The organism is Planctomycetaceae bacterium, from assembly GCA_041398825.1.
Taxonomy (GTDB): Bacteria; Planctomycetota; Planctomycetia; order Planctomycetales; family Planctomycetaceae; genus F1-80-MAGs062.
Genome location: JAWKTX010000009.1, coordinates 72,344 through 93,753, shown reverse-complemented (window position 1 = coordinate 93,753; position 21,410 = coordinate 72,344). Strand labels below are relative to the sequence as shown.

At 53.6% G+C, this 21,410-nt stretch carries 10 protein-coding genes; 6 read left to right on the top strand and 4 right to left on the bottom strand.

Features of this window, described 5'->3' with window-relative positions:
- Positions 1-423 precede the first annotated feature (423 nt).
- Positions 424-1,329 carry a methyltransferase domain-containing protein gene (locus R3C20_16805; protein MEZ6042165.1) on the top strand — a complete coding sequence of 302 codons (906 nt, stop codon included), beginning with the start codon at positions 424-426 and terminating at the stop codon, positions 1,327-1,329.
- 146 nt (positions 1,330-1,475) lie between these two features.
- Here R3C20_16805 and dnaE read toward each other — a convergent pair whose 3' ends face one another.
- Positions 1,476-5,078 carry a DNA polymerase III subunit alpha gene (gene dnaE / locus R3C20_16800; protein MEZ6042164.1) on the bottom strand — a complete coding sequence of 1,201 codons (3,603 nt, stop codon included), beginning with the start codon at positions 5,076-5,078 and terminating at the stop codon, positions 1,476-1,478.
- 672 nt (positions 5,079-5,750) lie between these two features.
- Here dnaE and R3C20_16795 point away from each other — a divergent pair.
- The 4 genes from R3C20_16795 (at position 5,751) to R3C20_16780 (ending at position 11,974) form a co-directional block, all read left to right on the top strand.
- On the top strand, positions 5,751-6,830 hold the full coding sequence (locus R3C20_16795; GenBank protein ID MEZ6042163.1) for a hypothetical protein: 1,080 nt from the start codon (positions 5,751-5,753) through the stop codon (positions 6,828-6,830).
- Between the two features lie 216 nt (positions 6,831-7,046).
- A complete protein-coding gene (locus R3C20_16790) occupies positions 7,047-9,587 on the top strand; it encodes a PSD1 and planctomycete cytochrome C domain-containing protein (protein MEZ6042162.1) in 2,541 nt (846 codons plus the stop codon).
- Between the two features lie 397 nt (positions 9,588-9,984).
- Complete coding sequence (locus tag R3C20_16785) at positions 9,985-11,475, top strand: ammonium transporter (protein MEZ6042161.1); 1,491 nt, start codon at positions 9,985-9,987, stop codon at positions 11,473-11,475.
- A gap of 217 nt (positions 11,476-11,692) precedes the next feature.
- Positions 11,693-11,974 carry a hypothetical protein gene (locus R3C20_16780; GenBank protein MEZ6042160.1) on the top strand — a complete coding sequence of 94 codons (282 nt, stop codon included), beginning with the start codon at positions 11,693-11,695 and terminating at the stop codon, positions 11,972-11,974.
- On the opposite strand, the gene R3C20_16775 is transcribed toward R3C20_16780, so the two are convergent.
- Both R3C20_16775 and R3C20_16770 read right to left on the bottom strand, forming a co-directional pair.
- Positions 11,971-12,633 carry a hypothetical protein gene (locus tag R3C20_16775; protein MEZ6042159.1) on the bottom strand — a complete coding sequence of 221 codons (663 nt, stop codon included), beginning with the start codon at positions 12,631-12,633 and terminating at the stop codon, positions 11,971-11,973. The two genes, R3C20_16780 and R3C20_16775, sit on opposite strands and share 4 nt — an antisense overlap.
- A 519-nt stretch (positions 12,634-13,152) precedes the next feature.
- Entirely contained in the window at positions 13,153-14,451 is a 1,299-nt protein-coding gene (locus R3C20_16770) for a hemolysin family protein (protein MEZ6042158.1), read from the bottom strand.
- 648 nt (positions 14,452-15,099) lie between these two features.
- Here R3C20_16770 and R3C20_16765 point away from each other — a divergent pair.
- A complete protein-coding gene (locus R3C20_16765) occupies positions 15,100-19,401 on the top strand; it encodes a DUF1553 domain-containing protein (protein MEZ6042157.1) in 4,302 nt (1,433 codons plus the stop codon).
- 111 nt (positions 19,402-19,512) lie between these two features.
- Here R3C20_16765 and R3C20_16760 read toward each other — a convergent pair whose 3' ends face one another.
- Entirely contained in the window at positions 19,513-21,033 is a 1,521-nt protein-coding gene (locus tag R3C20_16760) for a hypothetical protein (GenBank protein MEZ6042156.1), read from the bottom strand.
- Positions 21,034-21,410 lie beyond the last annotated feature (377 nt).

Sequence of the window (21,410 nt, the reverse complement as noted above, 5' to 3'; positions counted from 1 at the left end):
TCGCATTGCCGGGCGCTGGTGCAATACAGATTCAGAACGCTTTGTCACAGACAACGCATCCCTGTCCACCAACGCATCCCTATCTCGCCAGAGGAAAACGCCAGCCGTCTGATTAAGACGGTCATACGCACCTGCAGCATTCACGTGCCTGCAGCCCGTCCGCGCAAAAAAAATGCGGCGTCGGCCGTCCGTGGCCTGGTGCCGCTAAACCGCATCCATGCAGAGTACCCAATGACCGGGTCGGTCACTGAGCGGGGCGGAGAGTACAGAGATGTGGCAATCGTGTCAAAAGCAGTTTGGACATGTTTTTGAACAACGGACGAAGTCTCTGCAGTTGCGACACAATCGAAGCTTGTAAGTTGACAGTCAAATCAAAGACGTAAACACTTGCACGCGATCAGTGACGCAAAACAGGAGAATCAGATGCGCAGGTTTTTTACGAGTTCATACGACGATCACGCTCTTGCTGTTGCCGATCAACATCAACACGAAGGCACGCGATCCGGAACCCCGATGGACACTTTTCGTTTTTTCCTGAAGATCCTGACTTCTTTCTGTGTCGTCATTGCACATGCCGCCCCGGCTCATTCAGATGAAGGCAATGAAACTGTGGTCCGGTCACCACAGAAGGCAGGCAGCACCGACGCTGATGATGCCACGCCTGCTGTTGACCGATATGAATGGCGAGCCGAGCATGACCCAAATGGAATCGGTAAATTCTACATGGGCCGCGAAATCGCCCATGTCATGGGCTTCCAGGGAGCAGCATGGCTTGAAAGATCCTCAAGAGAAAACGAAGAGCGGCTAACCCTTCTGGTAAAGTCTTTAAATCTTCAGCCCGGTCAGGTCATTGCAGACATCGGCGCAGGAAGCGGAGTGATTTCACTTCGGATGGCAGAAGCCGTTCTGCCGGATGGAAAGATCATGGCGGTGGACGTGCAGGACGAAATGCTCGAACGCCTGAAGAAGCATTGCCGAACCTTTGATATTCGAAATGTCGTTGCCGTGAAAGGGACGCAGAAGTCCCCAAATCTCAAGCCAGGTTCGATTGATCTTGCCATCATGGTTGATGTCTATCACGAGTTTGAATTTCCGTACGAAATGCTTGGGGAACTCTCTAAGACACTGAAACCCGGCGGGCGCATCGCATTTGTTGAGTATCGAATGGAAGACCCAACCGTGCCGATAAAACTCGTTCACAAGATGTCACAGGACCAGGTGAAGAAAGAAGCCAGTCTTCCCGAACATGGTCTCAAATACGTTGAAACGATTGATGTCCTGCCGCGTCAGCACATCATCATCTTCGAACGTCCTGCCGTTCAGCCGTAGATCAATCGTTTCGTCCTGTTACCCTGAATCTCTACCTGCACTCAATCTCTACCGGCATCCGCCAGCAGTTGACACTGAATTTGAGCTGACAAATTGCCGTCGGGTAGAGTGTCAGAAAAAACGGTCGATGATGACCGGGCCATGAGCTATCGGCCAATGGATCCTGAACTGGCCTTTTTGACCCTGGCAGCTTTCAGATCGTAGTTTTCATCCCCCACTGTTTCGGTGAGTGCCTGCAGAAACTCCGGGCCGACATTTACGTGGCAATCGGTTGACGTTGTCATCACATAACGCAGTCGATTGGAAACGGCTGTATCCATGTCCGCTTCGCTCACGGTTGATCCATCATCAGTGGATTGTTCTGCAAACGAATCAACGACCAGCACCACGTTGGTGCTTCCCTGATAACGCCCAAGTATGGCGCGAACGCGTTCGACATCGTCGAACGTATGAATGCCGCGTTCGAATTTGATTGTCACCTGAGCCGTAAACTCCCGGTCGGCCTGATCCAGCGAATAGATCCGGTTTACGATCACGTTAGGTTCTCGACCTCGTCGATCGACCCGCCCCTGAACGAACACCACATTCTCGGTTTTGATCAGGTCTTCGAACCGCGAATAGTCGTCGGGCCAGGCAATGCAGCGAACGATTCCTGTCGGATCGTCCAGATCGAAATTCGCGTACTTCGAATTGCCGTTGCGGCTGGGTTTCTTCGAGTTCGCCATTTTGATTGAAGAGATCATCCCACCAATCATTACCGGAGCGCCGTCTTCCATTTCAGCAAGCTCAGAATTCCTGTTGGCGGCGAATCTTTCCAGCCGGCGTGAATGCTGAGTCAGTGGGTGTGATGTAAGGTAGAAACCAAAGGCCTCTTTCTCAAACGCCAGCATCTGGGTGTGTGTCCAGTCCGGAACATCCGGCAGATTCATTCCCACCGCGTTACCCTGGTCGTCGACTTCGTCTTCGTCATCATCGCCAAAAAGACTTTTCTGTCCCCGCGCTTTGTCTTTGTGCCGTGAAATCGATGATTGCACAGCGCGTTCAACAAGTTCCATCTGCTGTGCACGTGTTCCGGGAAGAGTATCCAGAACGCCGGCTTTGATCAGAGTTTCCAGAGTGCTCTTGTTCAGTACTTTAGGGTCGACGCGTTCGGTCATATCAAACAGATCTTTGAATGGGCCGTTTGCTTCCCGCTCCTCGACCAGCGCACTCACAGCAGACTCACCGACTCCCTTGATGGCCCCCAGACCGAATGTGATCTTGCCGTCAATGAATCCAAAATCCACGATCGAACGATTGATATCGGGAGGCAGAATTTCAATCTGCATTCGGCGAGCATCATCGATATGCTCACTAATTCTCTCGCTGCTTTCCATTTCGCAACTCAGCAGCGCGGCCATGAATTCCACCGGGTAGTGAGCCTTCAGGTAGGCTGTTTCGTACGCGATCAGACCATAGGCCGTTGAGTGCGACTTGTTAAAACCATAGCCCGCGAATGCGATAATCAGATTCCAGAGATCCTGCGCAATTTCTTCTGAAATGCCGTTTGACTTGGCTCCATCAATGTAATCCTGATGGTAGCTGGCGATGATCTTTTCTTTTTTCTTGCTGATGGCCTTAATGCATTTGTATGCATTTGCCAGTTCCACATTTCCGACGCGATTCAGAATTCGCATCACCTGCTCCTGGTAGACCATGACGCCGTACGTTTCGGCGAGAATTTCGTCCACAACAGGATGAACTTTGCGGGGTTCCTTTCTTCCGTTTTTGACGTCGACATATTCCATCACCATGCCACCTTCGAGCGGCCCGGGGCGATAGAGTGCGGACGTTGCGATGATGTCGGCAAAGCAGTCCGGTCGCATCTTGGTCAGGAGATCACGCATCCCGCCGGATTCCAACTGAAACACGCCCTTCGTTTCACCTCGCTGCAAAAGGGCAAACGTTTCCTTGTCCGACAGATTATTCTTGACGTACTCAAGATCGAAGTCCGGGTGCGTTCTCTTCACGTTCTGAACCGCTTTGTCCAGAATAGTCAGGTTTCTGAGCCCGAGAAAATCCATCTTCAGCAGACCGACCGCTTCGACGGTCGGACCATCCCACTGCGTGATGACGTCTTCTTTGCCGGTAATCGTCTGCAGCGGCAAAACCTTCCCCAGTTCGACGTCCGCAATTACGACACCGGCAGCGTGAGTTCCGGCACTGCGGGCCAATCCTTCGACAGCGATTGCGTAGTCCAGCAGTTCTCGGGCTGCGGGGTCTGTGTCATAAGCCATCTTCAGTTCGGGACTTTCATCGATCGCTGTTTTGAGCTTGATGTTCAGCGTGTCCGGAACCATCTTCGCCAGTTCATTGACCCGAGACAGCGGAACATTTAGCGCGCGACCAACATCACGGATCGCATTCTTGGCTTTCAGTGTTCCGTAGGTTCCAATCTGGGCAACGCTGCCTGCACCGTATTTCTCCTTGGTGTAGTCGATGACCATCTGTCGTCTGTCGCGGCAGAAGTCGATATCGATATCGGGTGGTTCCGCACGACTTGGGTCAAGGAAGCGTTCGAATAGAAGGTCGTACTTCAGCGGACACACATCACCCAGCCGCAACAGATAAGCCACAATAGCACCGCATGCAGAACCTCTCGCACCACACGGGATGCCATGTCGCCTCGCAAATTCAACGAAGTCCCAGACGATCAGGAAGTAGCTTGCGTACCCTTTGCTTTCAATCACGCTCAGTTCGTATTGCAGTCGTTTCCAGTGCGCGTCGGTGAGCTCGTCACCGTATCGTTCGTGCATCCGTTTGTCGCAAAGATCTTTCAGATAGTCGATATCCGTCTGGCCATTCTCGGGGCGAAACACGGGATACAGCTTTCGATCGCCCAGCTGAATATCCACACGATCCGCGATCTCCTGAGAACGGGCCACCGCATCTTCAAGTCCTTTAAAAATGCCGTACATCTCGTCCGGAGAACACACGTACAAGCCATCGTGTTCCATCTTCATTCGCCGTGGATCGTCCCGAGTTGTGCGAGTGTTTACGCACAACATCACGTCCTGAACGGCTGCATCTTCGCGTTTCAGATAATGGGCGTCGTTTGTGGCGACCAGCGGCAGGCCCATTCGTTTGGCAAGATCGACCGTTAGTTCGAGGCAGTCTTTCTGAATCTGGAATCCTGCATCCTGGATTTCCATATAGAAACGATCTCCGAACACCCGACTGTACCAAGCGGCAAGTTGTTCGGCTTCGTCCTGCTTCTCTGCAAGCAGCAGCTTTGACAATTCGCTCGATGCGCAACCGGACAAACAAATGATCCCCTCGTTGCACTGTTCCAGCAGTTCACGGTCGATACGTGGCTTGTAGTAGAAGCCTTCCAGATACGCCGCAGACGACATCTGAATGAGGTTATCGAATCCCTGCCGATTCATAGCCAGCAGCGTCAGGTGGGACTGAGCTTCCTTCATCCGGCTCGCGCTTCTGTCTGTTCTGCGTCCGGGAGCGACGTATGCTTCGTACCCGATAATGGGATTGACACCCTTGTCACGGCAAACGTTGTAGAACTCAATCGCTCCATAAAGATTGCCGTGATCAGTGATGGCAACGGAGTTCATCCCCATCGACTTGACGTGGTTCACAAGATCAGGAATGCGATTCACACCGTCCAGAAGACTGTAGTGGGTGTGACAGTGAAGATGGGCAAAGGGGCGAGTCGTTCTCTCAGCGTTTCCACTTGTTTCAGCAACATCAATCATTTTGCAAGCCGCTCCGTCTATCACCGTCTATCAACAATCAGTTATTGCTTTTCGTTACGCCAGTTCGCTTGAGAACTGAATTCAACAAGACATGTGGCGCAGCGTTTCATGGAATTCAAAAGGGCTTCTGATCGGAATCTCTCAGGGCCCTGATTCGAAACGCGTGGCCGACAACAGTCTCTTCACTTGCTCGCTTTGAACGCTTTGCCCCACCATAGGGCATGTTGCATGCAAGCACACCGAGCAAGCTCGATCACCAAATCCCTGGGCTATTGAGAGATTCAAAAGCCAGAGAGGTTCATCACTTTGGCAAATGAATTGACTGCTGGCACACTCTACACAATTCGCCATTCGAATTCTGCTTTGCAGCTCCAGTTCCTGGTGATCGCGGATCGTCAATTCGATCGGATGTCTGAATCCTTCAGAAATTCCGATGAAATGCGACCGAAATCGTGTGCAAACTGTGTGCAGGGCTGCCGCGCAGTTGACAATTGTTAAGCGGCACGGTTTCATCTAGGTTGGAGATTCGGAAATGTGGGTCACCTGCGGGCCAGGCGGACCTGAACAACCACACTTGAAGCCCCCTGCCAGCGTCCAAAGACAGCACGATTGTTTGTCTCTTGAAAGCTCGTCCGGGGTCCTGGGGCGAATGCCCTCATTACGGAGCCAGTCATGAGATCAGCCAGTTCCAGTCGACGTCAATTCTTAAAGTCTGCCGCCAGCAGTGCCGTTGCCGTAGTCGCCGCTCCGGCCATCGCCACCGCAAGTCGAACGTTCAGCGAAATCATCCTGGGCGAAGGGGACCATCGATTCCGGGTTCATCATGCCTACCCCCAACTGCCAGACAATTATTCCTGGCAGACGACGCACAACGTTGCTCTCGATAAGGCTGGTAATCTATACGTCATTCACGAAGGCCGCGCGGATCTGGAGGACCATCCATCCATTTTTGTATTCGACGCCGAAGGCAAATTCATTCGCGCCTTTGGAAATCAATTCCAGGGTGGCGGGCATGGTATTGAAGTACGCGATGAAGGCGGCGAAGAGTTTCTCTACGTGGCCGCATATCAGCAGGTGAAAGCGTTTGCCAAACTCAGCCTCAAGGGCGACGTGGTCTGGACCAAACACGCTCCTATGGAATCGGGCGTCTACGCAGAAGGGGAGGACACGAACCCTCAGAAAGTCTGGGGCGCGGATCGTTTCCTGCCCACGAACTTTGCATTCCTGGACGACGGCGGTTTTCTGCTGGCCGACGGGTACGGGTCCTGCAAGATTCATCGCTACGACAAAGATGCAAAATGGCTCAGCTGCTTCGGCGGTGTTGGCGACGGAAAGGGAACGTTTAAAACCGCGCATGGACTTTGGGTGGATCGTCGCGAGGGTCGCGAGCCATCCATTGTGGTCACGGATCGAGCCCACAACACATTGCAAACCTTTGATATGGAGGGCAATTACCAGGAAACCATCGAAGGATTTGGGCTTCCGGCAAACATCGATACATGGAAGAATCTGATGTTGGTCCCTGAACTGAAAGCGAGGGTGACCTTATTGGATGAAAAGAACCAGGTTGTTGCACAGCTTGGAACAGCCATTGACAGGCTCAATGAAATACAGGGCCTGAGAACTAAACCAGACCAATGGATTAATGGGCAGTTTGTTCACCCGCACGACGCCTGCTTTGCCCCCAACGGTGACATTTTTGTTGCGGAATGGGTTGGTACGGGACGAGTGACAAAGCTGGAGCGGGTCTAGCCTGGCTGTCCGTTGAAAAACCGGGACAGGCACGCAGGACGACTGGAAATTACCGTGTTTTCAGGTCTCCTGCTCGATCCAGTCCCTTGTTCAACAGACTGCTAACTGGGGCACGACAGAGCTTGTTTTTTGACGTCTGTTTCACGCATGATCGCACCGAAGCTGCCTGACAGGCGGCTGCGGTGCGGTGCGTTTCTGCTTTGAGCGATCAGATTTATGAATGCCATGCAATCTGTCAGGACCAACGGAACCTTCAACTGCTCAACCATTCCGTTGCGTTCACGCAACTTGCCTGTAGAACCGCTCGGGTTCGCATTTCGAATGATCATCGCCGCCACTTCGCTCGCCTGTGTTTTTTCACCAGAACTGCTGGCCGACGAAGCGACGACAGCAAACCAAAGCGCCGAAGTGATTGATTTCAATCGACAGATTCGCCCTCTGCTTTCGGATCGCTGTATGTCATGCCACGGGCCGGACGAAAACGATCGTGAAGGCAATCTGCGGATCGACAGTTTTGAAAGCCTGACAGAAGACAGAAACGGACGCCAGGTTGTTGTGCCTGGCAACGCTGGAAACAGCGTGCTGATCGAGCGAATCGTAGCCATGGACCATGACATCAGAATGCCGCCGCCGGACTCCGGTAAATCACTGACGTCTCAGGAAGTTCAGCTGTTGCGGGCATGGATAGACCAGGGGGCCCGTTGGGAAAACCACTGGGCATACGAAAAACCAGTCGCTGTTTCGCCCCCGATACTGAATGGAGTTCTGGCGAACTGGCCCGTTAACTGGGTGGACAATTTCATCGGATTCAATCTGCAGCGCAGGAATCTGAAGCCAGCAGAAGATGCAGATCCTGCGGCCCTCATTCGCCGGGTCCATTTCGACCTGATTGGCTTACCACCCGCTTCAGAGGTTGTGACGGCATTCGTCGAAGAACCGACACAGAGGGCGTACGATGAAGTGGTCGACCAACTGCTCGCAAGTGACGCCTATGGTGAGCGAATGGCGATGTTCTGGCTGGATCTTGTCCGCTATGCTGACACGGTCGGGTACCATGGTGACCAGGATCATAACAGCTCACCGTATCGCGACTGGGTGATCGATTCGTTTGCATCGAACATGCCGTTTGATCAGTTCACACGTGAGCAACTGGCCGGTGACCTGATCGCTGATAGTGACGTCGATCAGAAAATTGCATCGTGTTATAATCGACTGCTGCAGACCACGCATGAAGGTGGACTGCAGCCCAAAGAATATCTTGCCATCTACGCGGCTGATCGTGTTCGAAATCTGTCCGCAGTGTGGATGGGAGCGACCGTAGGTTGTGCACAGTGCCATAACCACAAATTCGATCCCTACACATCGAAGGACTTCTATTCTCTGGCAGCGTTTTTTGCAGACGTTGATGAAGAGGATCACTTCAGAACCGGCACGAATGCATTGCCAACAAAACGGGCGCCCGAAATGCGTGTACTGACTGCCCGGGAACGCCAATCGCTCGCTGAATTGCAGAAACAACTGTCACGTCTGAATCAAGACGGGGCAACGACATCCGACGACAAGTCTCAATCGGAAGAGATCCGGAGAATCAAGCATGCCATCGAAGATCTCGAAGCCTCTGCACGATCCTGCATGATTACTGTGGCAAAGCCAGTCCCACGCACGACACGCGTTTTTCCACGTGGCAACTGGATGGACGAATCCGGAGAAGTCGTACAGCCAGCTGTGCCCGCTTTTCTAAGGCCCGCTGCAGTATCGGTGGATTCGGGCCTGGATAAGAATCGCCGCCTCACTCGGCTTGATCTTGCGAATTGGCTGGTTGATGAAGACGGTATCGGATTGCTTACGGCACGCGTGATGGTCAATCGACTTTGGGCCATCGGTTTTGGAACGGGAATCAGTCCGTCTCTTGACGATTTTGGCGGTCAGGGTTTTCCTCCTGAACACCCTGAACTGCTCGACCAGTTGGCCATCGAATTCGTACGCAGCGGGTGGAACGTCCGTCATCTGATGAAACTCATCGTCACAAGCCGAACATACCAACAAAGTTCAGACCTGCGGACGGACCTGAATTTGATTGATCCGCAAAACAAATGGCTGGCCCGTCAGAATTCATTCCGTCTGCCCGCTGAGATGATTCGTGACAACGCTCTGGCTGTTTCGGGATTGCTTGTCAAACAGGTAGGAGGTGGCAGTGTTCGACCCTACCAGCCAGCAGGTTACTATCGTCATTTGAACTTTCCGATTCGAAAGTACTCGCATCATGCCGATCAGCGGCAGTGGCGACGCGGTGTTTACATGCACTGGCAGCGTCAATTCCTGCATCCCATGTTGCGAGCATTCGATGCGCCAAGTCGCGAGGAATGTACGGCCCAGCGAGCCCGAAGCAACACGCCGCTGGCTGCGCTCGTCCTTCTGAACGATCCAACATTCGTCGAGGCATCGCGAGTCTTTGCTGCACGCGTCCTGCAGACGACGGCCCATGAAGAGTCTGACGCTGCAAGAATTTCGTGGACGTTTCGGGAATGTGTTTCGCGACCGCCCGACGCAGAAGAACTGCGGTTGCTCGAATTGCTCCTGAATCGCAGTCGCAACGAGTATCTCTCGAATCCGGAAAGGGCGGCAGCATTGATGGAAACCGGCATTGCGCCGAAGCCAGAACCATCGAGCACCGATTCTGCGATCACCGAACTGGCGGCATGGACGACGGTCTGTCGAGCCATCCTGAACCTGGATGAAGTCGTCACGCGTTACTAAGCAATGCCACGACACTAAGCGATGCCATGACGCTTAGCGATCCGGGATACTGAGCGATCCGGGACAGCATCCGAGCAGTTACTGCTTAGTTCCTGACAGTATCCACACGTGACACAAGGGGCACTGACTGTTTATCAGGCATCAGCTGCGCGATCTGCGGGCAAGCATGTCCATGAATTATTGAAAATAATGACTTTTGGCTCATGCAAACAAATCAGGAAAGTCTTTTTGGCGTGGTGTTTTGCTTGCAAAATGATCGAAAGTGACCTTCTTCGCAGGTTTATATGGCAGACCTTTTTTCCTTTGGCACACTGCTTGCTTTCCCCTTTCCTCGTCGTGCTCACATCTGGGCGAGAAAATTACAGGCGAATTCGGAGCGAAAAGGGGAAAGGCTTCAATGTTTGGATCAGATTTCTTTCGAGGACTACGAATCCTGCTGCCAGCGTTCGTGGTATTGACTCTAGCTGGCAGTGGTACTGCGTTTGCTTTTGACGAAGCGGCTCCTGCCGCGGTTGCCTCAGAGGAGCCTGCGGCTCTCGAAGTCGAAGCCGCCGCGCCAGAAGCTGAGGCAGAGTCGCCGTACTACGAGAAGAAGGAGCTGGATTACACCATCAACACATTGGTGATGTTTATTTGTGCGGTGCTCGTCCTGTTCATGCAGGCCGGGTTTGCGATGGTGGAAGTGGGCTTAAATGCAGCCAAGAATGCCGTCAACATTCTCTTCAAAAACCTGATGGACCTGGCGATCGGCGTCATGCTGTTCATGCTGGTCGGATACGGTTTGATGTACCCCGGGGGAGACTTTGAAGGCAAGTGGTTTGGTTTCGGAGGTGTTTGGGGCGGTCGCGATTCGGTGGAAACCGTCAGCGAACTTGCTGATTACAGTGCTTCTGCCGACTTCCTGTTTCAGGTCGCCTTCGCGGCAACGGCAGCAACTATTGTTTCGGGTGCCGTCGCAGGTCGTCTGAAGTTTTCTGCTTACCTGGTTTACAGTGCTATTCTGACGGGCTTCATCTACCCGGTCAGTGGAATGTGGAAGTGGGGCGGCGGAGCTTTGGCTTCGTGGGGCTTTGCTGACTTCGCTGGATCTGTCGTGGTGCACGCTGTGGGTGGTTGTGCCGGACTGGCTGGGGCAATGCTGCTCGGCCCTCGAATTGGAAGATACTCAGCTGACGGTAAGTCTCAACCGATGCTCCCGCACAACATGCCAATGGCTGCACTGGGAGTCTTCATCCTCTGGGTGGGCTGGTACGGGTTCAATCCGGGCAGCCAGTTGACCTACAACGGTGCCAGCAATGCAGAAGTGACAACCTACATCGCGGTCACAACGACACTTTCTGCTGCAGTGGCCTGTTTCGTCGCCATGGTCCTGTCGTGGATTGTGTTCAAGAAACCAGATCTCTCAATGGCGTTGAATGGTGCTCTGGCTGGTCTGGTGGGAATTACCGCTAACTGCGATCAGGTCACACTGATGGGAGCACTGATCATCGGTGCGGTTTCCGGCGGACTTGTGTTCGGAGGCATCGTGCTTCTGGACAAGCTGAAGATCGACGACCCGGTTGGTGCTTTCCCTGTCCATGGAATGTGCGGCGTCTGGGGTGGAATTGCCACTGGTATCTTCGGTACAGCAATGCCTGAGGTCGATGGTGTCGAACTCACGCGAATGGCTTACATCATCATGCAGACCAAGTGCACGCTCATCATCTGTGCCTGGGCCTTCACGACCATGTTTGGACTGTTCTTCCTGCTCAAACAAGTCGGCATGCTGCGAGTGCCTGCTCACGAAGAAATTGAGGGTCTGGACATCGTGGAACACGGAATGCCAGCCTATTCGAACGCCACACCATCTCCATCCGCAACTTTGAAGGGTGGACCTGTCATGGCATAACGAGACTCGCCTGTTCCCGCTCACATGGGTGCGTTGCCCGAGCGGGACGCTCCGGCCGTGGTGTTTGTGCAAACAAACTAAACGGCTGAAAGGGGGAAGGACTTGTCCTTCCCCCTTTCGTTTTTTATGCCCCAGACAAACCCCGGTCGCAGAACCACGCTTCGGCAGGTACGAAACACGGGAACTGTGATCGAGCAGAGAATGCTCAGGTGATTTGATGTCACCTCAATTCAAAGATCCTTCGAAGTCACTGGCTGATGCTGCAAACAGATCAGATGCCGCTGTGACGACCCCGCCTGATTCTCAGGCTGCCGGAGGTCGTCTGCCACAATCTCACTCTGGCGACCGTAAGCCCATTCCAGCGATGGCTGTCGCGATCCACATTCCGGCTGATTCTGACCGCTGGACAGATACCAGGGCGTGTCTTCAGAGCTTCAGTCTTTGCGGCGAAATTGAAGGCAAACGCAATGTTCAACGACATTCTCCGGCACACATTTAATAGCGACGTGGAGACGTCAGACGGATGCCCGCAAGTTCGTAACCTAACCCTCGCTGTAATGCGCATCCGGCAAGAAAATCGGTTCCCTGCCCAACAATCCAGCGCACGGTTCCATTCAGGTTGACGCTGGGAGCATTCGATGGGTGCAGCTCAAATGCAGATGCAATTCGGGCTGGATGATGCGTCTGAAAACAAAGCCCATAGCGTGAGTAGTTTAAGACTTTCACTGTGCTCCGAACATTTGCGTCTGACCAGATCACTTCTGCCGATTCGCTGCATTGATAGCGAATACTCTCGCGCTCGCACCCCGGATGCAACAGTTTGAATTCGTCCGGAACCGGTACATCCAGCGCAATACCAATCTCGAACGAGGTTTCCCGGCGAGCGGTCCAGTGAATCAAACCGGAGATGTTGACCTCAACAGTCGGAACAGAGGTCAGAAAAATCGCTTCGACTCGAGTGCATTGTGGAATGGTGGTGCGTGTTCTCACCATCAGATCGTACCCGGTCGCTTCGATCACTGTTGCGTCGTGTCGAACGCCTTTCGCGAAGACAAAAGCTGGTACGCGCCGTTTCGTCCGCAGGTCGGGAGCGTTTCGGATAAGACGAGATTGTTCGAATGCGCTGTGCAGTATGGAGAATCGAGGTGAGTTCAACATGATGGAATCCTGCTGGTGCTTCGTCGAAACAGAGGTACCTAGAGTTTCGATTGCTTTTTTGCCTGACGTGTCCGGAAAACGACATTTTTTGTGGTGAAGCGGGAATGCCCCCGGGACTTTTGAGCCATCGTCTTGCAGGCGTTAGTCTGCACCGCTCAAAAGGGTAGTAAATTACCCCACCGCTACCATTCTTCCGGAACATACGGCAACATTCATCGCTTCCATGAGTCTTCATCACCAAAGACTGACGGATCGAAGTGGTAAAGCGTTTCGAGGGCCGAACAAGTCCGACTTCGTGTTTATCCGGATCCACTTCCGGGACGCTGAATACCGCGGCAAGTCAGGGAATTGGGTTTCTCGGCGAGATCATTTAAGGGGCAATCCACTCTTGTTGCATCACATCCGTGGATCGGATTGTTCATCGGGCGGCAGAGGAGATGGAAATTGCCGCATGAGCAGCACGCATCCACACAGTTCCTGGTGAAGAGTCCGTCGGCCTTCCAGCTGTGTTTGGGCATTCTACGGCTTCGTCATGCGCACCCGTACCGGGCAATCGTCGCGTGTCTCCATAATTTCCGCGCGGTAACCTGCGATCATTACCGTATCGCCGCAGTGCAGAATCCGCTCAGCCTGATTCATCAGCAGTCCGGCGAACGTGTCGACATCCGCTTCAATCGGCCGAATGCCCAGCGCCTCATAGACATCATCAATGGGTGTACTGCCGAGAACAATCCATGCGTTGGGCCCGGCCGCAATGATGTCACGTTGTTGTTCGTCGAACTCATCATCGACCTCCCCGATGATTTCTTCAAGAACATTCTCCAGGGTCACGATACCGATATTCATTCCGTATTCATCAACCACAATCGCCATCAACTGGTGCGTCGCCTGAAAGTGCTTCAGCAGTTTGCTGATGGGCATGTTCTCCGGAACTTTGCGTGGCGGACGAATGATCGACTGCAGATCAAAATCAGAATCCGGAGAAATCCCGATGAGGTCTTTGATGTGGACAATTCCCCGGACCTCATCAAGTGATCCGTCGCAAACCGGGAACCGGGTGTGTTTGGTACGACGAACCTGTTCCAGAAATGTCGACAGCGAATCCTTGAGGTCGAAATACTCCACTTCATTGCGTGGAACCATGATTCGACGACACACCATGTCATCGAATTCGAAAACAGCATCAATAAGACTATGCTCAGAGCGGGTAATGAAACCGTGTCGGTGGGACTCTGAAAGCATCAGTCGCAATTCTGCTTCTGAAACAGGTTCCCCATGCTCGCCAGCCTGCTCCAGCCCCATTCGCGCCAGCAGTGATGAGGTCGTCCAGTTTAACATTGCCATTAAAGGGTACGACAGAATGAAAAACACTCGCATTGGCGCTGCACACCAAAGCAACATGACCTCAGGCTTCCGTATGGCGAAGATCTTCGGAGCTTGTTCACCAATGACCAGATGCAGTGCGGTGATTGTTGTGAACGCGATGATGAAGCCGAGTGTGTGAATCACGCCTTCCGATGTGATTCCAAACCAGCCGAAAACAGGCTCCAGAAGATGTGCAAACGCGGGCTCTCCGACCCAGCCCAATGCAAGTGAAGCCATCGTGATGCCAAGCTGACATGCGGAGAGCGATTGTTCGAGCCTCTCCATCAGCCAGAGCGCGGACTTTGCGAATGGCCGTTTCTGCTCGAGCAGTTCATTGATCTGACTGCCGCGCACCTTTACCAGCGCAAACTCCGCTGCAACGAAGAATCCGTTGACAGCTACAAGAAACAGAGCGATTGCAATCTGAATCAGGTCCGTCACCCAGGGTGGCATCGGCCATTACTTTCATTGTCGCGGGGAGGAACGAATGGGAGGCAGGCTTTCTGCCCCACGCCACACTTGATGCTGTTTCCGCTCAGATGAAACATCAGCATCGCGCAAACCGCGTGTCTTAGTCGATTGTCCCTTCGACCGCTACTTGTCCGGCCGTATTCCCTGACATTCATCAAAACGAAGCGTCCTCGAGCCTGGCTGTCCGTTGAAAAACCGGGACAGGCATGCTGGCGGACTCGAAACCATTGTGTTTTAAGGTCTCCTGCTCGAGCCAGTCCCGATTCTTAACACGCTGCCGGGCGGCATGTGGCCGTCTTGACACCGTTGTCTACGACACCTGTACTGTTCCCTGCGATGTCAGCATTGATCGAACCACACTCAGTTTACGTACACCCGCTCAGGATTTCAGCTTGTCTGTGATTCACACAGTGTCCTCACCCATTCTTATGAGGGAAAATTGAGTTCACGATATTGAGCAGCCCGGTATTGCCCTACGTGCATTCCCCAAAATCAATGCGAGGAATAACAGGGCAGCATCGCTGGACGCGATGTTCGTCGCGTTCGGTAAGTTGCTTAACGCCCGACAGATCGAGACAATTCATTCCCCGCAGACTCAAGCCAGCCAAATTCTACCGACCTCGTGTGACCATGATGAATTTCCGCAACGCACATTTGTCGCCATTCTTCGTCTGCAGTTCATTGAACTGCCCAAGCCCCTTTGGCGCAAAGAGCCGATATCGTCAGTTGACACACTGGCTGTTGCTTCTGCTCCTGCACTTCCATTGTCAACTGGCTCGCGGGGAAGATCCGAAACTGGAATTCTTTGAGTCACGGATCCGACCAGTATTGATCCGCGAATGTTATGAATGCCATAACTCTGTTGACGTCGCTGAAGGCGGGCTCACGCTGGATAATCGCAGCGGTCTGCTGACTGGTGGAGACAGCGGGCCTGCTGTGGTGCCCGGCAACCTGAAACGAAGCATCCTGCTGAAAGCCATCCGACATGAGACGGCCGGAATCGAGATGCCTCAGGGAGGCCCGAAGCTTTCCGAAAATGTCATTGATGATTTCGAACGATGGATTGCAGACGGAGCCATTGATCCTCGAGAAGAACCACCCAGCCCGGAAGAGCTGGCCCGCACAAATTCCTGGGAAAGCGCGTTCAGGGATCGTTTGCAATGGTGGAGTTTTCGACCTGTCAACGCGGTAGAACCGCCGCAGATTGAGGGTATCGACCACCCCGTCGATCGATTCATTCAGGCCCGACTCACCGAAAACGGGCTTCATCCTGCTCGCTCTGCCTCCGACCACGTACTCATCCGAAGACTTTTTTTTGCTCTTACGGGATTACCGCCCACACCGACGGAAGTCCGTACGTGGTCCGATCGTTTTCTGGAGGCAGGCGCGGCTGGCGACAGGCCACGTGCCGTTGCTGAACTGATTGATGAACTGCTGGCTTCATCCGCTTTTGGAGAACACTGGGCTCGGCACTGGATGGACTGGATTCGCTATGCCGACTCACATGGGTCGGAGGGCGATCCGATCATCGAAAATGCATGGCATTACCGCGACTACCTGATTCGCGCGTTGAACGCCGACGTGCCCTACGATCAACTGGTTCGGGAGCATATTGCCGGTGATTTACTTGAGCATCCGCGGTTGAATCATGAGCTGCAGATTGACGAGTCTTTGGTTGGCACAGCCCACTGGCGAATGGTCTTTCACGGATTCGCACCAACCGACGCTCTGGATGAACGTGTTCGTTTTATGGACGACCAGGTAAACACCTTCAGCAAGGCATTTCTGGGCCTGACCATTTCCTGCGCGCGTTGCCACAACCACAAGTTCGATCCCGTGAGTCAGGCAGACTACTACGCACTCTACGGCGTGCTGAATTCGTGTCGTCCCGGGCGAAATGTCATGGACTTGCCGGATTCACAATCTGAAGACCGCGATGAAATGCATGCTCTGCGAATGCAGATTCAGCAGATCGTTGCAGAACGCTGGATCTCCTGCGCCGAACAGTTTTCTGAACGTTTGTTGTCGGATCGTTCGGTTTGGGAAAATGCATCAACGCCAGGTTGGTTGCTGCACGACTGGTATCAGCTGCAACAAGCGATGCAGAAGAATGAGCCACTACGAAATGATCCAGCGGCGCTGAACGCCTGGATGACTTCGACCAGAGATCGCTGGCAGCAGGACGCAGATCGTCGAAAACAATGGGCCGAAGCAACCGCCCATGCAGCTCGACGGGACGTTCCTGGAAACGATCAAAACACGACGGCGACGGGCGCTGAGGATGACATTCAGCGAGAACCCAGGAGCTCCCTGCGATGGTGGGACTTCGCAGAAGAAAACACTACCGACGAATGGATTTTCAATGGCAATTCCTGGTTGAATCAGGCTGGGTTGCCCGCCGGGGCACCATGGACAATTTCAAGTGATGGCGTCTCTGTCATCGATGCTGTGTACCCAGCCGGTATCTACTCACACCTTGCTTCATCGAAAGATGTTGCCAGGTTGACTTCCCCTGACGTTGAGTTGACGGAGCCGGTTGATATCTGGCTTCAGGTCATCGGGGACGGCACGGCATCTCATCGTTACGTCGTACAGAATTATCCCAGGAACGGCACCGTCTACCCGGTCCCCAGGATTCTGAACCAGTGGAACTGGCAACGTTTCGATGCCAGTTACTGGAAGGGAGATACCATCCATCTGGAGATCGCGACGGCGCAAATGGCACCACTCCTGGCGACGAAAGTTGACCGATCATGGTTTGGTATTCGCAAAGCGGTCATTGTCCCGAACGGACAGCCCGCACCACCGTCATTCGATTCTGAATTCAACGATGCGCTGCTTTCTGAGGTAGATATTTCGCTGATGAAGTCGGTGGAGGACATTGCCAGATTGTATGGCCGGACTCTGCGTGACGCTGTTGTTGCCTGGCGAAATAACACGGCGACGGATTCGCAGTTAGTTTTCCTGGGTACGTGCCTGCGACAGAATCTGCTTCCAAATTCAGTCGACCAGGTGCCGGACGTTACTGAAGCACTCAATCAATACCGTTCTGTTGAGGTGCGGTTAAAGACGCCAACGACGGTGCCAGGGCTGGAAGAATCCGGGGGCATAGACCAGCGGCTGTATGTTCGTGGAAACCACAAGCAACCAGCTGAAGTAGTTCCGCGAAGATTTTTACAGGCGATAGATGATTCCCCCTACCAGGTATCCGGCAGTGGACGGCGACAGCTGGCTGAGGATGTGCTTCGAAGTGACAACCCACTCACGCGGCGCGTGATTGTGAATCGGATCTGGCACCACCTCTTCGGTCAGGGAATCGTCCCAACCCCGGACAACTTTGGACGCATGGGACAAACCCCATCACATCCGGATTTGCTGGACTGGATGGCAGACGAACTGGTCCATCAGCAGTGGTCGATCAAAGCGATGATTCGTCTGGTGCTGACATCTCAAACGTGGCAACAATCGTCAGAAGCAACACAGCAGGCAACGACAGTTGACCCGGATAACCGCCTTCTGTCTCGGATGTCGGTGCACCGCCTTGAGGCGGAATCAATTCGTGACGCGTTGCTCATGACTTCAGGTGCACTGGACAGGACTATGTTCGGCCCACCGGTTGCCGGAAGTCAGGGGCGACGGGGAGTCTACGTGCAAGTGCGACGTAATTCTCTTGATGCGTTCCTGCGTGTCTTTGACTTTCCCGAACCATTCAGTGCCGTTGGGCGTCGCGATGCGACTAACGTTCCCGCCCAGTCTCTCGCACTGCTGAACGATCCGCTTATCCATCGTTTGTCGGAATTGCTGGCACGGGAACTCACGAAAGATTCCGCGGAGATATCAGACTCGATGATCCAGCAATTATTCGTGCGTTTGCTCGCTCGTTTGCCGACAGCCGAAGAAACTGAATCTTCGCTGAAGTATCTGAGTGAAATCAGAGGCGAACTACAACAATTACAACGGCAAGCGGCGATGCTGAAAGAGGATGTGAAAACAAAGGAACGGGAGATCAACCTGATTAAAGCTCCTTTGCGTGAATTGCTCCTTGGGAAGGCCAGAGAGTTACGGGAGGCTGCGAATCCCGGGACTCAGCCTCTGCAGGCTACTGCCGTGCCGACTCCGGTTGCGGCGTGGGATTTCACGCGATCCCCGGAAGATCAAGTAGGCGACGCTGATGTGGAATTGAAAAACGGAGCCAGACTGGCGAGTCATGGATTGGATGTGACGAACCAATCTGCGTATGCGGTTTCGAAACCATTATCCAAAACACTCCATGCCAAGACTCTGGAAGCGCGCGTGCAGCTGAAAGACCTGCAGCAGCGGGCCGGCGGGGTCTTGAGTGTGCAATCACTGAACGGGGCAACATTTGATGCCATCGTATACGCTGAACAAGCTCCACAGCAGTGGCTGGCGGGAAGCAATGTGTTCGCACGAACGCAGTCTTTTGGCGGCTCTGTGGAATCCAATGCCGATCAGCAATCTGTGCATATCGCGATCGTTTATACAGAGGACGGAAAGATCTCGGGTTATCGGAATGGGCAGCCGTACGGGAAGCCTTACCAAAGCAGCGGTCCACAGGAATTTGAAAAAGACGGTACCGTTGCAACTTTCGGACTGCGACACCTTCCTGCCGGCGGCAATCGCTTCCTGCAGGGAGTCATTCAGGCCGCCCGAATTTATGACGTCGCGTTAACCGGGGAGCAGGTTCAGGCATCGTATCATGGGGGAGATATCTTTGTGACGGAGGATCAGGTGCAACAGGCGATGTCCGAAGTGGAGCGTCTTCGGGTGGCTGAACTGAAGGAAAAGATCCGCCAGGCAAACGGTCAACTCAGCGAGATCGGTGAGATTCCCGACATGATTGACGATGTCGCCGTTCTCAGCGAACTGATCCACTCCATGTACTGCTTCAAAGAGTTCATCTACCTGCAATAAAACTCAATGCGGCAGGGCAAAACATCAGGAAAGCAAGAGAGCTATGGCAAGGATACGACGGCGGGCGGGGACCTGAGTCAGTCGGACAAACCTTCCGTTCTATCAAGTGCTTCAATTGCGGCCAATGCAGATGACTTCCTTCATCGTATGCATCCAGAGTCTCCCGTTCGCGTAGCTGAATGATGCCAAAGTCCAGGTTTGCCCAGCTGGGCCAAGGTCGTTGACAGCGATCAATGCCTGCTGATCGAGCGTACTGGCATAGGCATCGATGACGTAGACGGTGCCGTTCATGATCGGAAAGAAAAGGTGCTGGTTGACCAGAATTGGACTGGCCGCGGAGACGTGCCCCCATCCTGTCCCCTGAGATCGTTTGTCCGCCGCAATATCGATCCCGCGTGAATTCTTCGTGTCGTTCTGGATGGCATTCTGCTTTTCACGGATTCGTACGGGGGGGTGTCCTGCGGCTAATTGTACCGGGACACGCAGATACTCAGTCCTGCCGGTTTCGACATTCACTCGGCCGATGGCGGGGAAGTCGTGAGCAAGGAAATAGTGCCAGTCGCCCACAACGATATTGGACTGGTTTGTCATCGGCATATTCCTGCCGACCCGGATCGGAATCCCTTTCTCACTAGCACCTGTTTCGGCATCCACGATGTCCACGTTTTCACTGAGGCTCTGCTTCCGCAGCACCTGGCCTGTTTCGCTATCCAGCACCAGGTGATTCTGCCTGTCAAACCAATAAACGTGTTTCGAATTCCAGTGGGAATTCCAGGAACAATCGGCCGTAACTTCGTGGCTCCAGAGCAACCTGCCCGTCTCCAGCAATGTCAGACTGACGCCATATGGTTTCTCCAGAGGGGCATGTCCACCACCACGGCCATGAGCGATCGCCCAGCGTCCATCGCTCAACTGACCTGCCATCGGCGAATTATGAATCGATGTTCCAGCTTCGCCTACCCACACTAATTCACCTGTCGTTTTGTCGATGGCATGCAGATACGTCCAGACGTCCCGGGGATCGACATCTTCCGGGACTGCCTGGTGTCTGACCAGCCGTTGTCCAGCCTCCTTGTTGCGGACTTCGACGGTGATGATCTTGTCGCCCACCATCATCGGTTCGCACTGTCGATTCGTGTGGCGTCTACGTGGGTGAAACTCTCGAAGCCAAACGCGGTTGCCCTGGTAATCAAAGCAGCCCATCGAACCGCAGCGATTGAAGAACCAGACATGCTGACCATCGGTAATGGGTGCGAATACGGTTGCATCGCTGAAAATCCCTGCCGTTTGAACCGGGACCGTGCCAGGAAGGTCGACCGTCCACAGGATCTTCCCCGAAGTGGAATCCAGACAATATCCAACGATGTTGGGTTCCATTCGATCGCTGGGTTTATCCATCGGGCGATGTGTCGTCACGAATGCTTTTTCGCCCCAGACGGTCACGGCACTTTGTCCGCCTTCCGAAAGGGGCGTCCGCCAGAGAATATTTGTGCCATCCACAACCGACCAGTTCAAAGGAGGCGCAGCACCTTTCGCCTGAAAATTCAGATTTGGTCCCGATGCCTGCGGCCAGTCCTGAGCGTAAGCGACTGTGGCAGCGCAAACCATGTGGCAGAAAACAAGAAATCTCATCACGCAAATCTTTCCGTGAGCCAGCAACGGGCGCGCTTGTGGGGGGAAGGGGTCAGGATCGAACTTCCCGCCGAAAAATGCAACTGTACAACGCGTCCGAGATTGCCGTACTCTTGTCTGCCTTGCGCTGGTTTCGGCTGCAACATTCAAAATGTCGGCGTTCTGCTGTACGGTTCCACGCGTCACAGAGAAAGGGCGTTTTACGAGGATCTCAACCGAGGACGGCAATCCCGTAGCGGCAGGGCGAAGTATTTCGCCAGGAATTCTCTTCTGATTCACTCGCGTGGCCGACTCAGCCCTTTTGAGACCAACATTGAACACCGTGTTGGACACTCAACACCGTGTTAGACATTGAATCAGGGCCCGGGCTCGCCGTG

Coding starts and splice junctions, on each gene's coding strand:
- dnaE (MEZ6042164.1), bottom strand. CDS start 5,078: ATGATTGATGTTGCTGAAACAAGTGGAAACGCTGAGAGAACGACTCGC.
- R3C20_16775 (MEZ6042159.1), bottom strand. CDS start 12,633: ATGTTGAACTCACCTCGATTCTCCATACTGCACAGCGCATTCGAACAA.
- R3C20_16795 (MEZ6042163.1), top strand. CDS start 5,751: ATGAGATCAGCCAGTTCCAGTCGACGTCAATTCTTAAAGTCTGCCGCC.
- R3C20_16765 (MEZ6042157.1), top strand. CDS start 15,100: ATGATGAATTTCCGCAACGCACATTTGTCGCCATTCTTCGTCTGCAGT.
- R3C20_16785 (MEZ6042161.1), top strand. CDS start 9,985: ATGTTTGGATCAGATTTCTTTCGAGGACTACGAATCCTGCTGCCAGCG.
- R3C20_16805 (MEZ6042165.1), top strand. CDS start 424: ATGCGCAGGTTTTTTACGAGTTCATACGACGATCACGCTCTTGCTGTT.
- R3C20_16770 (MEZ6042158.1), bottom strand. CDS start 14,451: ATGCCACCCTGGGTGACGGACCTGATTCAGATTGCAATCGCTCTGTTT.
- R3C20_16790 (MEZ6042162.1), top strand. CDS start 7,047: ATGAATGCCATGCAATCTGTCAGGACCAACGGAACCTTCAACTGCTCA.
- R3C20_16760 (MEZ6042156.1), bottom strand. CDS start 21,033: ATGAGATTTCTTGTTTTCTGCCACATGGTTTGCGCTGCCACAGTCGCT.
- R3C20_16780 (MEZ6042160.1), top strand. CDS start 11,693: ATGTCACCTCAATTCAAAGATCCTTCGAAGTCACTGGCTGATGCTGCA.